The 16,076-nt window shown below is 63.0% G+C and carries 14 protein-coding genes; 7 read left to right on the forward strand and 7 right to left on the reverse strand.

The window, feature by feature from the left end:
* The first annotated feature begins 228 nt into the window (after positions 1–228).
* Complete coding sequence (locus L6D75_RS00560; protein WP_176510795.1) at positions 229–2,322, forward strand: putative bifunctional diguanylate cyclase/phosphodiesterase; 2,094 nt, start codon at positions 229–231, stop codon at positions 2,320–2,322.
* On the opposite strand, the gene srmL is transcribed toward L6D75_RS00560, so the two are convergent.
* Positions 2,315–3,445: a PheS-related mystery ligase SrmL gene (srmL, locus tag L6D75_RS00565; protein WP_176510796.1), complete on the reverse strand. Its 1,131-nt coding sequence runs from the start codon at positions 3,443–3,445 to the stop codon at positions 2,315–2,317. The two genes, L6D75_RS00560 and srmL, sit on opposite strands and share 8 nt — an antisense overlap.
* 391 nt (positions 3,446–3,836) lie before the next feature.
* Here srmL and L6D75_RS00570 point away from each other — a divergent pair, with 391 nt between their 5' ends.
* The gene (locus L6D75_RS00570) at positions 3,837–4,772 is read left to right on the forward strand and encodes a CgnE/CgnB domain-containing protein (protein WP_176510797.1); all 936 of its coding nucleotides are present in this window, start codon (positions 3,837–3,839) and stop codon (positions 4,770–4,772) included.
* A gap of 53 nt (positions 4,773–4,825) precedes the next feature.
* On the opposite strand, the gene L6D75_RS00575 is transcribed toward L6D75_RS00570, so the two are convergent.
* On the reverse strand, positions 4,826–5,086 hold the full coding sequence (locus L6D75_RS00575) for a DUF1652 domain-containing protein (RefSeq protein ID WP_176510798.1): 261 nt from the start codon (positions 5,084–5,086) through the stop codon (positions 4,826–4,828).
* Between the two features lie 284 nt (positions 5,087–5,370).
* Positions 5,371–6,018, reverse strand: a complete 648-nt coding sequence (locus L6D75_RS00580; RefSeq protein ID WP_176510799.1) for a DUF1345 domain-containing protein — start codon at positions 6,016–6,018, stop codon at positions 5,371–5,373.
* Between the two features lie 156 nt (positions 6,019–6,174).
* Between L6D75_RS00580 and L6D75_RS00585 the strand changes: the two genes are divergently transcribed.
* Positions 6,175–7,089 carry a site-specific integrase gene (locus tag L6D75_RS00585; RefSeq protein WP_176510800.1) on the forward strand — a complete coding sequence of 305 codons (915 nt, stop codon included), beginning with the start codon at positions 6,175–6,177 and terminating at the stop codon, positions 7,087–7,089.
* 1 nt (position 7,090) lies between these two features.
* Here L6D75_RS00585 and L6D75_RS00590 read toward each other — a convergent pair whose 3' ends face one another.
* Together L6D75_RS00590 and gspG are read right to left on the reverse strand one after the other, a co-directional pair.
* Positions 7,091–8,281, reverse strand: coding sequence for a type II secretion system F family protein (locus L6D75_RS00590; protein ID WP_176510801.1), 1,191 nt, complete (start codon positions 8,279–8,281; stop codon positions 7,091–7,093).
* Positions 8,282–8,292: 11 nt separating this feature from the next.
* Entirely contained in the window at positions 8,293–8,718 is a 426-nt protein-coding gene (gene gspG, locus L6D75_RS00595; protein ID WP_176510802.1) for a type II secretion system major pseudopilin GspG, read from the reverse strand.
* A 191-nt stretch (positions 8,719–8,909) separates the two neighbouring features.
* Between gspG and L6D75_RS00600 the strand changes: the two genes are divergently transcribed.
* The 4 genes from L6D75_RS00600 (at position 8,910) to L6D75_RS00615 (ending at position 14,202) form a co-directional block, all read left to right on the forward strand.
* A complete protein-coding gene (locus L6D75_RS00600; RefSeq protein WP_176510803.1) occupies positions 8,910–9,503 on the forward strand; it encodes a lytic transglycosylase domain-containing protein in 594 nt (197 codons plus the stop codon).
* A gap of 79 nt (positions 9,504–9,582) precedes the next feature.
* Complete coding sequence (locus tag L6D75_RS00605; protein ID WP_176510804.1) at positions 9,583–11,040, forward strand: sensor histidine kinase; 1,458 nt, start codon at positions 9,583–9,585, stop codon at positions 11,038–11,040.
* A 269-nt stretch (positions 11,041–11,309) separates the two neighbouring features.
* Positions 11,310–12,809 (forward strand): sensor histidine kinase, encoded by a 1,500-nt coding sequence (locus L6D75_RS00610; protein WP_176510805.1) that lies wholly within the window; start codon positions 11,310–11,312, stop codon positions 12,807–12,809.
* Positions 12,778–14,202, forward strand: coding sequence for a sigma-54-dependent transcriptional regulator (locus L6D75_RS00615; protein WP_176510806.1), 1,425 nt, complete (start codon positions 12,778–12,780; stop codon positions 14,200–14,202). Before L6D75_RS00610 ends, L6D75_RS00615 begins: the two co-directional genes overlap by 32 nt.
* A 120-nt stretch (positions 14,203–14,322) precedes the next feature.
* Here L6D75_RS00615 and L6D75_RS00620 read toward each other — a convergent pair whose 3' ends face one another.
* Entirely contained in the window at positions 14,323–14,622 is a 300-nt protein-coding gene (locus tag L6D75_RS00620) for a hypothetical protein (protein WP_176510807.1), read from the reverse strand.
* A gap of 84 nt (positions 14,623–14,706) precedes the next feature.
* Positions 14,707–16,059, reverse strand: a complete 1,353-nt coding sequence (locus L6D75_RS00625) for a GntP family permease (RefSeq protein WP_176510808.1) — start codon at positions 16,057–16,059, stop codon at positions 14,707–14,709.
* Positions 16,060–16,076: the final 17 nt, after the last annotated feature.

A 16,076-nucleotide genomic window follows, 5' to 3' on the forward strand; every position in this document is an offset into this window, starting at 1 on the left:
ATCTCTGAAGTCTCCTACCCCCCCTGTGGGAGCCGGCTTGCCGGCGATGAGGCCCGAACAGGCTGACCGAATCCGCCTGCTCCGGCCCATCGCCGGCAAGCCGGCTCCCACAGGTCGGCCCGGTTTATTGGATCCATTCCCATTCGCAAAAACCCCGTGCGTTTCGCCAAAGCTTGAGTACAATCGTCAGTTTTTCCGGGGCCCCCTGTCCCGACGCTGGAACTCCCAATGCTCACCGGTAGCTACTCCTTCTCGCTGGTCCTGATCTCGCTGTGCGTGGCCATCCTGGCGTCCTACACCGCCCTCGACCTGACCGGCCGCATCGCCACGGCCAAGGGCCGGGCGGTCTACCTGTGGATGAGCGGCGGGGCGCTGGCCATGGGCATCGGCGTCTGGTCGATGCACTTCATCGGCATGCTTGCCTTCAGCCTGCCGATCGACCTGGGCTACGACATCGGCCTGACCGCGCTATCGCTGCTGATTGCCGTGCTGTCGTCCGGTTTTGCCTTGTGGCTGGTGAGCCAACCGAGCCTGCCGATGCTGCAACTGGCCTTCGGCGCCCTGATCATGGGCGCGGGCATCAGCTGCATGCACTACACCGGCATGGCGGCGCTGCGCATGCTGCCGGGCATCGACTACGACCCGACGCTGTTCGGCGCCTCCCTGGCCATAGCGGTCGGCGCCTCGGCGGCGGCCTTGTGGATCGCCTTCCGCCTGCGCCAGCACACCCCGTATGTACGCCAGGTCCGCGGCCTGGCGGCGGTGCTGATGGGCATTGCCATCGTCGGCATGCACTACACCGGCATGGCTGCAGCGAATTTCCCGGTAGGCAGTTTCTGCGGCGCCCTGGGCGCTGGCCTGCAGGGTGATGGCCTGGTCTACCTGGTACTGATCACCACCCTGGCGGTGCTGGCGGTGGCCTTGCTGACCTCGGTGCTGGACGCCCGTCTGGAAGCCCGCACCGCAGAGCTGGCCCGCTCCTTGACCCTGGCCAACCAGGAACTCACCCAGCTGGCCCTGCACGACACCCTGACCGGCCTGCCCAACCGCACGCTGCTGTCGGACCGCATCGAGCAGGCCATCGGCAAGGTGGCGGAGCAGGGCGGTTGTTTCGCCCTGATGTTCATCGACCTGGACGGCTTCAAGCCGGTCAACGATGCCTTCGGCCACCATGTCGGCGACCTGCTGCTCAAGGCCGTGGCCGCGCGCTTGCGCGGCCACCTGCACAGCCAGGACACCCTGGCGCGCATCGGCGGCGACGAATTCGTGCTGTTGGTTGAGCTGCAGGAGCCTGACGACGCCATGGACGTGGCAGTCAAGCAGGTCAACCTGGTGTCGAGAGCATTCCGCGTCGCCGAGCACGACCTGCAGCTCACGGCCAGTCTGGGGATCGTGCTGTACCCCGGCAATGGCCAGGACCAGCTCGAACTGCTGCGCAACGCCGACGCCGCCATGTACCACGCCAAGAGCGCCGGCAAGAACGGCTACAGCTTCTTCGACGTGTCGATGAACAGCAACGCCCGCCAGCAACTGCAGTTGCTGCAGGATTTGCGCATGGCCCTGGAGCAGCGCCAGTTCCGCCTGCATTACCAACCCAAGTTCGACGCCCAGGCCTGCACCCCGATCGGTGCCGAAGCCTTGCTGCGCTGGGAGCACCCGCAGCATGGCCTGCTGCTGCCCGACCGCTTCATCGGCCTGGCGGAAAAGACCGGGCTGATCATCCCGATCGGCGAGTGGGTGCTCGATGAAGCCTGCCGGCAGATGCGTCACTGGCTCGACCAAGGCCATGAGCACTGGCGCATGGCGGTCAACCTGTCGGCCATCCAGTTCTGCCACGCAGGCCTTGTCGACAGCGTCGCCCGTGCCCTGCGCGAGAACGGCCTGCCGGCCAACCAGCTGACCCTGGAAATCACCGAAACCACCGCCATGCATGACGCCGACGCCAGCCTGACGGTGCTGCAGCGCTTGTCCGACATGGGCGTGGACCTGTCGATCGACGACTTCGGCACGGGTTATTCGAGCCTGATGTACCTCAAGCGCCTGCCCGCCAACGAACTGAAGATCGACCGCGGCTTCGTGCGCGACCTGGAGCAGGACAGCGACGATGCCGCGATCGTCTCGGCGATCGTGGCGCTGGGGCAGGCGCTGGGGCTACGGATTGTCGCCGAGGGCGTGGAAACCGACCGGCAGCAGGACTTCCTGACCCGGCTGGGCTGCGATTCGCTGCAAGGCTATTTGCTGGGGCAGCCGGTGCCGGCAGAGCGTTTCATGGCAAATCTGCAGTCATTAGCGGATTGCTCGGAAACATTGACGGTCAACTGAGCCTGTAACCGCCGCCAACGGCGCCTTCATGGAGTGCGGCTTGTAGTTCTTCATAGAGTTCATTGGCCTCCAGTGCGGTGATAGACCGGGAGCAGTCACGCAATTCTATGCCCAGCAGTACATTCTCCTGACCAGGCAGCAGGCCTAACCGCTGTTTGGCCTGTTCAGGAAGTGCCGTCTCTGGCCAGCGGCTTTTGACCACCACTTGTTCTATCCAATCCGCCCTGTTTCCTGCGGCCGCCATGATCTTTTCGGTGATGCTTTCCACGCTCTGGGCGGGGGCCATGGCCAATGAAATGTCTCGGCAAGTGGAGGGTAATCTGGAGATTTCTTTCCAGGGCATCAGGTTTAGCATTTGGGCCTGAGCTTTGGGGTGTGGGTCTCTGAGTAATCGGATGTCTGGGATGCCTTTACGCAGCATGACCAGCCTATCAAGGCCCATGCCCAGAGCCAGGCCTCCATGGCAATGTGCATCGATGTTCAGTCGTTCGAGCAAAGAAGAGGCGATGCGCCCGCACTCCAGGACCTCCACTGCGCGATCAGGCGCAAGGACGTTAACTTCGATTCCGCCTTCGGTGTAGTGGTGTGGGCTAGGTGCGTGTGCCCAGGCCATCTCGGGCACTGCTGATTCGATAATGTCTCCTACCAACTGAAGTAAACGCTCTGCGGTTGCTTGCTCGCGGTCGCAGAGTAGCCATAGGTCCATCTGATGCGGCTCTGCGCAATGCCAGCGATCACGCGTATCTCTGCGAAATGTGATGCCTGGCGCCGCTATCAATAGCTGTTCCCCTGGGCGTCGCATCGACGCAGCTTCCTGCAAAGCGCAGGGTATGCTGCTTGTAGTTTGTGTTCGAAGCAGGCGCTCTGAAGTTACCCAGCGGGTATGCGCACTGCCCAACGTCACTTCGTCTGATGAATAGCCAAGCAGGCCGTAATTTTCTTCGGCCGTCACCACGCGCGGCCCGGTAACGATATTGGCATCTGGCCAGCCTCGGTGCTTGAGTTTGCTCAGTAACTCTTGCAATAAAAGGTTGATTGCATGAGGTGTTGGCGTGTCGAGGGTGAGGTCGGGTATTTCCAATGCCGCTTCAAGCTTTTCTTTACTAATTAATAGTTTGTTCATTACTTCAGGGTTCCGTGTAAGGCGGGAGCAAGCAACCCTAAGTCCAAAGGCTTCATGTGGCAATGCAGCATTGGAAAAAAGAAGTTTCTGTAGGAAGCTTCCTTAATTGCAGTGCTGCGAAAAGTCCTACGGAAATTACCTACTTGTGCATGTTACAAATTTTTCATTGCTGCTGACCTGTAATGGAACTAAAAAAGGAAGTGCCCACTTCGGGCTTAATCAAAAGGAATCTTGAATATGGAAAACAAACCTCTGGCGGGTCTTATGCGGGTCATGAGCGGGTCCGATAATTTTGGCTGGGCGCCACTAGTTTGGGCGGATCCTGATATCTGACCGAAATAGGCGGGGTGCATCACTCCGCCTTCTGTTCTCAATGAGACCTGGAGTCGTTATGGATAGCTTGAAAACCTCTTTGGAATGGGCGTCTTCGCTCGATACCCTGGTTGTGTCTGACTCTGATGCACTCAACGCGTGGCTCGTGCAAGAGGGCAGGCGCGCTATGGCACTATTGGAACTCGATGCGTTGCCAGAACAATGCATCGTGTTGTCTTTCTCGACGTTGGCTTCACGACACACCTTCAGAATCGCGCGCAACGCGCCCAGCGGGCGCAGAATTTTTTGCGCGTTGCACGTCTTCGAGCCTTCCATTGATCATGCCAAGTACGCACTTCGCATGATGGCTGCATCTCACTTTTCTCAAGCAGTTGAGAATCAGCGGCCGGTGCTGGAGCAGCTGAATTCGGCACGTCACTTCATACTTGAACATAAGGGGAAGTCGGCGGGTGCACTGATGTTACGTGATAATGCTGTAGCCTTTGCGACGCTCGCGGAGGATTTACAGGGCTCTTATATTCGCTCTGTGGCGGAGTTCTTTGAGATTCACTACGCACACACAAATCGTGATACCCCCTGTCCATTCTCATTTTCTGGTGTTCTCGAAGTGGTTGGGGTGTTGCTGGTATTGCGCGATGAAAACTTTGAAGGTATGACGTTGAAGGGGAGTTTGGATGAGCTTGTACAGAGTGTTGCACTGCATGGTGCTACGGTTGTCATTGAGAATAATGCAATGAACTCTTTTATTGTGCAGGGCCGGGAGTATATCGACTTGTTGGTAGCTGCCGCGGGTGAGCGGGGCGCGAGCTTAACTGAATTTGCAGTGGGGGTTAATCGTTCGGTATCTAGTAAGCTTGATTACGCCGTGAACCCGCAGCTCAACGAGGGTGTGGCGGGTATTCATGTGGCAGTGGGAGATGGGCGATCAGGATTTCATATCGATTTTTTATGCCCGAATTACAAGCTGAAGAGCGGAATGATTGGGAGCCATTGAGCCTTCACCGCTATCTTGCCTATGGTGAACGGACGAGGGTGAAGGGGTAGTGATTACACAGCATCTCTTAGCGTATAGGCCGGAAAAAACGCATCCATCTCTGCCTCCACCGCCTCGATGATGCGTTCGACATCCGCTGCGGCCATGATCGCGCTGCAGGGAATACCGGCAATGGCCAGCAAGGTTTCGCCGGTGCCCCGATCGAACAGGCGGGCGATCATGCTGCGGGGTGCATCCATGCTGGCTTCGAAGCCAAGCGGGTGAAAGTGCCAGCGCATCACCTGGCAGGCGTTGGGGAACGTCATCTTGTTCATGCCAGCCTCCTTGTCCGTGCCTGGAAGCGGTGAGCGGTGGCCAGGCGGTGGCCGCCGGGAACCTAAAGATAGCACCTGAATTCCCGATACTGCGTGGGAAATAAGACAATTGTGCTAATGCATGATCCCTGTCACACAGTGGCCATCAACGCCGTATGGCGGCCAAGGGCAGTGCAAACGTTTTCTTTTTGCGCCTACGCGAGCGCGATGGGCAACTTCTGCCATTTTTAACGGCAATCGGCGCACAGCATTTTCGGACAAGCGGCAGCGGGTGGGCGCGTCTGCTAACCGAGCAGGCCAGCGGCAATGTTGATGGTAAAACCCAGGATCGCCGTGTTGAACACGAAACCCACCACCGAATGGGCCAGCACCACCCGGCGCATGCCGCGCCCGCCGACGCCGACGTCCGAGGTCTGCACGGCGACGCTGATGGTGAACGAGAAATAGTGGAAGTCCCAGTAATCCGGGTTGCGCTCGCCGTCGGCAAAACGCAGCACCGGGTCGTGGTCGTCATCGGTGTAGAACAGCCGCGCGTAGTGCAGGCTGAAGATGCAGCCGATCAGCAGCCACGAGCCCGCCACGGTGAAGCCGGTATACAGGTAGTGCAGCACCAGGTCGCTGCCTTGCAGGCCGCGGCTGGACACCAGTTGCAGGGTGACTGCGGCAAGGCTGGCGATGGCGGCGATGCATACGGTGAACAGCACCAGCCCTGCATTTTCGTCCTCTACCTGGGCGACTTTGCGGACCTTCTCTGGGCTTGCGCCCCAGCTCAGCCACAGCACCAGCAGCAGATACAGCCACACGCCGAGGTTCCAGCCGGTGAGGATGCGCTGCACGATGTCGTCGGCAGGAATCAGCCAGGCGCTGAGGATGCCGGCCAGGGCGGCAATGCTCAGGCGCGGGTGGGTGCGGGTCAGGTGGTGCAGTGCCATGGGGCCTCGCGACAGGGAGTCATGGCTACCACGATAGCCTATGGGATAACATTTCCCACTCATGTCCGTGTCGAAGCCCCTGAAATCCAAGGAAATGGCACGGCCGCTTCACGCCTGGGGCTACCGCGCGCCAGGCACCGCTACAGGATTCACGTTTTGTCCGACCTTTCGCAAAATCCCCTGCTGCAGTACCTGGCCCGCCTGGCCCCCTCCAGCCAGCAGACCATGCGCTACATCCTGCAGGACGCCGCCGACCGGCTTGGCTTCATCGATTGCAACCTGGCCGAAGTGCCCTGGCACCTGCTCGAGCCCGGCCATGTGATCGGCCTGGTGGCGGCGTTGCGTGCCGACGGCTACGCCCCCAACAGCTCGTCGTTGTATGTCAATGCCGTGCGCGGGGTGATGAACGAAGCCTGGCGCCAGGGCCTGATCGACCATGAGCGGCTGCAGAGGATTCGTGAGGTCAAGCCGGCCAGCGGCAGCCGCCTGCCGCCGGGGCGCAACCTGCGCCGCAGCCTGATTCGCGAATTGATGGAGCTGTGCGCCGCCGACCCACGCCCCCAGGGCGTGCGGGATGCGGCAATCATCGCCTTGCTGTACGGCACTGGCATGCGCAAGTCCGAATCGGTGGACATCGACCTGGCCCAGGTCGACTTCCAGGCGCGCAGCCTGCAGGTCACGGGCAAGGGCAACCGGCAGCTGATCAAGTACGCGCCGGCCTGGGCATTCGAAAAGCTGCAGGCCTGGCTCGACCTGCGCCGTGAGGCGCTGCCCGAGGGCGCGGCGGACGACCCGTTCCTGTTCAACCGCATCCGCCGCGGCAACCACATCACCCGGGCGCGCATCACCAAGCATGCCATCTACTACATCGCCCGCCAGCGCGGCGCCCAGGTGGGGGTGAAGATCATGCCCCATGATTTTCGCCGGGCATTCATTACCCGGGTGATCGAAGAGCACGACCTGTCGATTGCCCAGAAGCTGGCGCACCACGCCAACATCCAGACCACCGCCAGCTACGACCGGCGCGACGACAACGAGCGGCGGCGGGCGGTGGACCGGTTCGACTACTGAGTCAATGGATGCTGGAGGCCAACTCGAAGATCGGCATGTACATCAAGATCACGATCAGGCCGATCAGCAAGCCGATGAAGGTCATCAGCAAAGGCTCGAACAGTTTCACGAACCATTCCACCCAGCGGCCGATTTCCTGGTCATGAAAGTCCGCGCAGCGCTCGAGCATTTCGCCGAGGTTGCCGGACTGCTCGCCAGCGCGCAGCAAACGCAGCGATACCGGCGTCACCAGTTGCCCGGCTTGCAGCGCCTCGGACAGCGCCAACCCTTCGCCCACGCGTTGGCTGGCCTGCGCCAGGCCCTGCGCGGCGGCGCTGCCGAGCAGCCCTTGCACCATGCCCATGGCCGTCAGGATGGGGATGCCGCCCTGCAGCAAGATGCCCAGTGAGCGGTAGAAACGCGCCAGCTCGTACATCAGCAGCCGCGCGTGCAAGGCCGGCAGGCGCCGCAACTGGCGTGAGCCCCAGCGCCGCACCCACGGTTGACGGCGCAGCAGCACCAGGGCGCCGACGCCGGCCACGGTCGCCAGCGCAAGGGGCAGTTGCTGGGCGTGCAGAAACAGGCCGACCTGCATCAGCACGCGTGACAGCCATGGCAGTTCACTGCCCATGCCCTCGAACACCAGGCTAAAGCGCGGCACCACATAGCCAAGCAGAAACAGCACCACGCCACCGCCCACCAGCAACAGCAGCAGCGGGTAGACCGAGGCCCCGACCAGCTTCTGGCGCACCAGGTCCAGGCGCTGGCGATAACCGATGTAGCGGTGCAGGGCGTCGCCAAGGGCACCGGTGCGTTCGCTGGACTGCACCAGGGCCACGTACAGCGGCGGGAACACCTGCGGTTGCAGGGCCAGCGCCTGGGACAACGAGCGCCCTTCGTACAGCTGGCGCACCAGCTGCGCCAGCACCTTGCGCACCCGTGCGCCGACGGCCTTCTCGGCCAGGCTCTCCAGCGCATCGATCAAGGGCAGGCCGGCGTGCAGCAGGGTGGTCAATTCCTGGCTGAACAGCACCAGGTCGAAGGCCGCCTCGCGGCGCCAGGCCAGCCCACGCAAGGCATTGCCCTGGCCGCGCACGCTGACCACCCGCAGGCCCTTGCCTTCGGCCTGGCGGCGGGCCTGCTCTTGGTCATCGGCATCGATCTGCAGTTGCACCACGCCCTGTCTTCCCAGGGCCTTGAGGCTGTAGCGCATGGCCTCGCTCCTTACTGCCAACTGGTGATTTCAGCGTTTTCGCCATCGCCGCCGGGCTGGCCATCCTTGCCCATCGACAACAAGTCGTACTCGCCGCCGCTCTCGCCAGGCTGGCGGTAGATGTAGGCGCGGCCCCACGGGTCCTGGGGTACCGCTTTTTGCAGGTAGGGCCCCGACCAGCGTGCCTCGCCGCTGGGGGCGGCAACCAGCGCCTGCAGCCCTTGCTCACTGTTGGGGTAGTGGCCGACCTCCAGGCGATACAGGTCCAGGGCCTTGCCCAGCCCTTCGATCTGCGCCCGGGCCACCTTGGCTTCCGAGCGGCCGAGCTGGCTGAAGTACTTGGGCGCGACGATGCCGGCCAGCAAGCCGAGCACCACCAGCACCACCAGCAGTTCGAGCAGGGTGAAGCCGCGATGGCGATTGGGTGTGCGCTGCATGGTGAAGCCCTCCTGCATGGGGACATGCTTTTGCGGGGTTTCGCTGCTGCATGCAACTGCCGTGCACGTCTGCCTCGGGCCCTTGCGCCATGCGCCATGGCAAGCGGCACAGTGCTTGCGTCGCAGCACCAGAGCCCGGGTTTTCCGGGGTATTTCCCCCACATCGGGGGCACGGCGGGGAGGCGACCGACATGCGTGCAATGATCCTGGGCCTACTTTGGCTGGCGGCAGGCGCCACCCAGGCCGATGTGTACATCAGCGTCGATGCCAAGGGTGGCTATGTGCTGAGCAACGTTCACCGGCCAGGACGCCACTATGAGCGGGTGATCAGCGAACCGCTCGCCCAGGCCGGCCCGGCCAATGCGCAGCTGGTTACCGGGCGGCCCTATGCCGAGCTGGTGGCCGCCGCAGCGCGCACGCACAACGTGCCGCAGGCATTGCTGCATGCATTGATCAAGGCCGAATCGGGTTACAACCCCAAGGCCCGTTCGGCGGCGGGTGCGGTCGGCCTGATGCAACTGATGCCGGATACCGCGCGAGAGATGGGGGTGCAGGATGCCCTCGACCCCGAGGACAATGTGCAGGGCGGCGCGCGCTACCTCAAGCGCATGCTGACGCTGTTCGACAACGACATCACCCTGGCCGTGGCGGCCTACAACGCAGGCCCTGATGCGGTGCTGCGCCGTGGCGCGGTGCCGCCGTTCGCCGAAACCCGGCGCTACGTGCCCAGCGTGCTGCGCGAGTACCGCAAGCTCCAGGGCCTGGCCGACGATGCGCCGCTGTGACCGCACGGCCATTCCCGGCGATGGCTTGCCCAACTCTGGGCTATAACCTCTGTACAGGTGCCCGGCAGTGGAGCCCAGCATGGACATCGCGACGCGTTCCGACATGCCCCAGGCACCTGGTTGCGCCGAGGCGCCTGCCGCGCGCAGGCCGTTCAACCTGCTGCGCTGGTATGGCTGGGTGAGCCTGGGGATCATCGTCCCGGTGGCGGCAGGGCTGGGGTTGATCTCCAGCCGCTTCATCATCAATGAGAGCGTCGAGCGCGATGCGTTGCTGACCGCCCAGTTCATCACCTCGATCGCCGACGCCGAAGTGCGCCACGTGTCGATCCCCAATGTGCGTACCATGGGCGAACTGCTCGACCCGCGCACCGACCACGCGGCCCTGCCTGACGTCGACCCACAAGCCAGGCGCAAGGCCCGGGGCGAGTTTCTCGACCATATCGCCCACCTGCCCGACATGCTGCTGGCCAATATCTATGCCCCCGACCGCACGGTGATCTGGTCGAGCAACCCGGCTTTGATCGGCAAGCTCATCGAGAGCGACGAAGACCTGGACCGTGCGTTCGAATACAAGATGCGCGTCTCCGCCAGCTACCACGACTTCGAGCAGGCCCGCGCCGAGCAGAAGTTCGTGACCCCACCCGAGCAGCTGTTCATCGAAAACTACATCCCCTTGTTCGATGCCGAGGGCAGCAGCGTCACTGCCATGGTGGAGATCTACAAGGAGCCCCACGACCTGATCGTGCGCATCGAACATGGGCTGCTACGCATATGGTTGGCCATCGCCTTGGGTGCCGGCCTGGTCTATGTCGGCCTGTACGCCATCATGCGCCGCGCCGCGCGGATCATGGCGGGGCAGCAGAAGCGCCTGATCAGCAACGAAACCTACGTGGCCCTGGGCGAGGTCTCGTCGGCGGTGGCGCACAGCCTGCGCAACCCGCTGGCCAGCATCCGCTCCAGTGCCGAACTTGCGCAGGCGTTCGATGAGGGCCCGGTGCAGCGCAACGTCAACGACATCATCAGCCAGGTCGATCGCATGTCGCACTGGATACGCCAGCTGCTGCATTCGCTGCGGCCACTCAACGATCAGCCGGTGCCGGTCGACCTGCCGCAGGCCCTGCACGAGAGCCTGCAAACCTTTGCCGTGCAGTTGGCGCGCAGCGGCGTCGCCCTGGACCTGCAACCGCTGCCGGCAGTGAAGGTGCTGGGCCAGCCGGCCTTGCTCGGGCAGGTCTTCAGCAGCCTGATCGCCAATGCCCTGGAGTCGATGGAGCAGGGCGGCCGCTTGCGCGTCGAGGTGGTCAAGCAGGACCGGCGCGGCCTGACCCTGCGCCTGTCCGATAGCGGCAAGGGCATGAGCGAGGCGCAGCGGCGCATGGCGTTCAGGCCGTTCTTCAGTACCAAGCCAGGTGGGTTGGGTGTGGGGCTGGTATTGGTGAAGCGCATCATGGAGTGCTACGGCGGCTCGGTAAGGCTGAGCAGCAGCGAGGGCCATGGGACGCGGGTTTCACTGAGTTTTCGAAAAGATCCAAGCTAATTTTGAATCTCATAAGTTGATGCTAAACCTTTGATTAATAAGGCTTAATAGAAATTTGGGTACAAATGCCCCACTTGTGGGGGTGAAATCTCGAAATCACCTTTTTAATGTTAAGCAAGTCATTGAAAAATATAGATATTTTGATTATTAAATTCGCTGGCTGGCTTTTTGCTAGCTGAGCGATAGATGCGACGATCGAGCAGCGGTGGCTGCCCTGATGGAAGGCGATGGTGGTCTTCTGAACGCAAGCCCTGAGCGGGAACTAAGCGATGCAGCAGACGCTGGAAGACCCAGTTGTCCCCAAGACGGCCAGGCTGCCCGGAGCAGGCCTGGCCGCGCCGCTTCAGGAGTTCAACCTGCTGCGCTGGTTCTCGGTGATCAGCCTGCTGATCATTACCACCGTGGCCGGTAGCCTGGGCTATGTGTCCACGCGTTTCGTGGTGCGCGACAGCGTCGAGCGCGATGCGATGCTCACTGCCCAGTTCATCCAGGCCATGGCCCAGGCCGAGGTGCGTCACTCACTGCTGCCCCCGGGCACCACCCTGGGTGAACTGCTCGACCCGCGCCTGGACTTGCAGCACCTGCAGGTCACCCCGGCGCTGGCCGCGTCGACCCGGGTGGAGTTTCTCGATCATGTAGCGCATTTGCCCGACACCTTGCTGGCCAATGTCTACGCTCGCGACCGCACCATCGTCTGGTCGACCAACGATGCGCTGGTCGGCAAGCGCATCGGCGCAGACGGTGACCTGGAACGGGCCTTCCGCTCGCGCAAGGCGGTCTCGGCGAGCTACCACAAGGCCGAAGACGGCCGGGAAGAGCAAAGGTTCGAGCGCGACCCGCAGTACCTGTTCATCGAAAACTACATTCCCTTGTTCGACAGCCAGGGCGAGCAGGTGCTGGCCATGGTCGAAATCTACAAGGAGCCCCAGGACCTGATCCGGCGCATCCAGCGCGGCTACGTGCTGATCTGGGCCTCGACCCTGCTGGGCGGGGCGCTGATCTACTTCGGCCTGTTCTGGATCGTGCGCCGCGCCGCACAGATGCTGCAGCACCAGCAAGCGCGCCTGGTGGCCAGCGAAACCTACGTGGCCCTGGGCGAGATGTCTTCGGCGGTGGCCCACAGCCTGCGCAATCCCTTGGCCAATATCCGCTCCAGTGCCGAGCTGGCCGAGCAAATCGCCAACCCGCAGGCGCAGAAGAACCTGCACGACATCATCAGCCAGGTCGACCGCATGTCGCGCTGGGTGCGCGAGCTTCTGGTGTCGTTGCGCCCGGCCAGCGAGCACCCCGAAGCGGTGGACCTGGTGGCTGCCATCGAGGACACCCACCTGGCCTTCGCCCATCAGATTCAGCGCAATGGTGTGCGCTTCTGCTTCGAAGGCCCGCAGGCGCAATGGGTGGCCAGCCAGCCTTTGCAGCTGACGCAGATCCTCAACAGCCTGTTCGCCAACGCCCTGGAAGCCATGCCCAGGGGCGGTGAGCTGCGTGCCCAGGTCAGCGTGCTGGAAGGCCTGCGCGTGCAACTGTCGCTCAGCGACACCGGCAAGGGCATGACCCAGCAGCAGGAACGCATGGTGTTCAAGCCGTTTTTCACCACCAAGCAGGGCGGCCTTGGCGTTGGCCTGGCATTGGTCAAGCGAATCATGGAACGCTTTGGCGGTACGGTCAGCCTGACCAGCCGCGAAGAGGAAGGAACCCGCGTCAGCCTTACTTTCAATAGCGCAGCGGGAGGGGACCATGGAGCAGAGCATCCTGGTAGTCGAGGATGATGAAATCCTCGGTGAGAACATTCGTACCTACCTGAGCCTCAAAGGCTACGAGGTGACCCTATGCGACAACGCAGAGCTTGCGTTGGAGCAGATCAAGCGAGCCCAGCCCGATGCGGTGCTGACCGACAACTCGCTGCCCGGCATGAGCGGGCATGACCTGTTGCGCACACTGGTGGCCCAGGTGCCGCAGCTCAAGGTGATCATGATGACCGGCTACGGCAACATCGAAGACGCCGTGCTGGCCATGAAGGAGGGCGCCTTTCACTACTTGACCAAGCCGGTGGTGCTGGCCGAGCTCAAGCTGACCCTGGACAAGGCCTTGGCCGCCGACCGCATGGAGCGCACCTTGTCGTTCTACCAGGAGCGCGAGGCGCAGAAATCCGGGCTGGGGGCGCTGATCGGCGAGTCGCCGGTAATGCACACGCTCAAGCACACCCTGCGCCAGGTGCTCGACGCCGAACGGCGCATGGCCAGCGACGACCTGCCGCCGGTACTGGTCGAGGGCGACACCGGCACGGGCAAGGAGCTGGTCGCCCGCGCCTTGCACTTCGACGGCTCGCGCAGCAAGGGGCCGTTCATCGAGTTCAACTGTGCCTCCATTCCTGCCAACCTGCTGGAGGCCGAGCTGTTCGGCCATGAGAAGGGCGCCTTCACCGACGCCAAGGAGCGCCGCGTGGGCCTGGTCGAGGCGGCGGATGGCGGCACGCTGTTTCTTGACGAGATCGGCGAGATGGACCTGCTGCTGCAGGCCAAGCTGCTCAAGCTGCTGGAGGATCGCAGCATCCGGCGCATCGGCGCGGTGAAGGAGCGCAAGGTCGACTTGCGGGTCATCAGCGCCACCAACTGCAACCTGGAGCAGATGGTGCAGCAGGGCAAGTTTCGCCGCGACCTGTTCTTCCGCTTGCGCATCATCGCCTTGAAGGTGCCGCGGCTGCATGCCCGCGGGCAGGATGTGCTGTTGCTGGCGCGGCATTTCCTGGCCCACCACGGGCGCCGCTATGGCAAGCCGAACCTGCGCTTCAGCGCCGAGGCCGAAAACCTGATGCTGGGGTACAGCTGGCCGGGGAATGTGCGCGAGTTGCGCAACATGCTGGAGCAGACCGTGTTGCTGGCACCTGGCGAGTTGATCCACGCGCACCAGCTCAACCTGTGCATGACCTTGGTCGATGAACCCTTCACGCCACCTGCGCCCGCGCTACACGAAGTGCCGCGCCATGAGCCGGAGCCGGGCACGAGCCTGCCGGACATGGAGCGGGACCTGGTGTGCAAGACCCTGGACCGTACTGACTGGAATGTGACCAAGTCGGCGCGGATGCTCGGGTTATCGCGCGACATGCTGCGTTATCGGATCGAGAAGCTCGGGCTTACCCGGCCCGACAAGCGCCAGTGGTGAGGCGGGGCGCCTCGCGCCCCAATCGCCGGCAAGCCGGCTCCCACAGGCGCTGCAGAGCACTGCCGATCCTGTGGGAGCCGGCTTGCCGGCGATGGGCTGCACGGCAGCCCCTTGCCCATTTCAGCGCTGACTTCCCTCGCCACCACCACTTCGCCCACCGGTGCCTTCCGAGCCACTGCCATCCATCCCCGGCAGGTCGCGGTTGTCATTCTGCTTGGCAGGCGGGCTTTCTGGATCATTGCCCTGGATACGCGGGTCAGTGTCCCGCGGCATGGGTTTTTCGATCGGGTTGAGGGTGCTGTCGACACCCGGCTGCGGCGCCGGGTTGTGCGGGTCATCGGGGTAGGTCGGGCCGGTGCCGACCGCCAGGGCCAACGGCGAGGCGAGCAGGGCAGCGAGCAACAAGCTGGTGCGGGTCATGGGCAGGCTCCTTTGCGAGGGTAGGGCGTGTACTTCTGTTCGGCCCTACCCGGCGCGCCAAGGTGCCATCACCCCGATCAGCGGTCACACCACCGTCGACAGCAACATGATGAAGATGATGCCAACGATAGACAGGATCGTCTCCATCATGCTCCAGGTCTTGAAGGTTTCTGCCACGGTCATGTTGAAGTACTGCTTGACCAGCCAGAAGCCTGCGTCGTTGACGTGGGAGAGGATCAGCGAGCCGGCACCGGTGGCCAGCACCAGCAACTCGCGGTTGACCCCAGGCACCAGGTCGATCACCGGGGCGACGATGCCGGCACCGGTAATGGTCGCCACGGTCGCGGAACCTGTGGCGATGCGGATCACCGCTGCCACCAGCCAGGCCAGCATGATCGGTGAAATTTGCGCCTGCACGGCCATCTGCCCGATCACGTTACCCACGCCGGTATCCACCAGCATCTGCTTGAAGCCGCCCCCTGCACCGACGATCAGCACGATGGCTGCTGTCGGCGCCAGGCTCTGGTCGAGCATCTTCATGATCTGCTGGCGGCTGAAGCCACGCGCCGAACCGAAGGTGTAGAAGGCCAGCAACAGCGCGGCCAGCAGGGCGGTGATGGGGTGGCCGATCAGGTCCATCCACTGGCGCACGATGTGCTCGGCCGGCAGCACCACGTCGGCGAAGGTCTTGAGCAGCATCAGCGCCACCGGCAGCAGCACGGTGATCAGGGTGATGGAGAAGCTGGGCAGGTTGTTCTGGTCGGACTCCTTGGCGATCTGGTCCATCAGCTCCTGTGACGGGTTGCCGGGGATGTAGCGGGCAATGAAGCTGCCGAACAGCGGGCCGGCGATGATGGCCGTGGGCAGCGCGATCAGCAGGCCATAGAAGATGGTCTTGCCGATGTCGGCGTGGAAGATGCCGATCGCCAGCAGCGGGCCCGGGTGCGGCGGCACCAGGCCGTGGACCACGGACAGGCCGGCCAGCAGCGGGATGCCGATCTTGATCAGCGACACCCCCGAGCGCCGCGCGACGATGAACACCAGCGGCACCAGCAGCACGAAGCCGATTTCGAAGAACAGCGGGATGCCGACCAGGAAGGCGGCGAACATCATCGCCCAGTGCACGTTCTTCTTGCCGAAGGCGCGGATCAGCGTCTGGGCGATCTGGTCGGCGCCGCCGGAGTCGGCCATCAGCTTGCCGAGCATGGTGCCCAGGGCCAGGACGATGCCGACGAAGCCGAGCACCCCGCCGAACCCGTCCTGGAACGATTTCATGACCTTGGCCACCGGCATGCCGGAAGTCAGGCCGAGAAAGCCTGCGGCCAGGGTCAGGGCGACGAAGGGGTGCACTTTGAAATGGGTGATCAGCAGAATCAGCCCGACGATGGTTACCAGCGCGTCGAGCAGCAGGTAGGTATCTGTAGCCAGTCCGAACATGGTGGTTATGCCTCGGT

It is taken from the genome of Pseudomonas faucium, from assembly GCF_021602585.1.
Taxonomy (GTDB): Bacteria; Pseudomonadota; Gammaproteobacteria; order Pseudomonadales; family Pseudomonadaceae; genus Aquipseudomonas; species Aquipseudomonas faucium.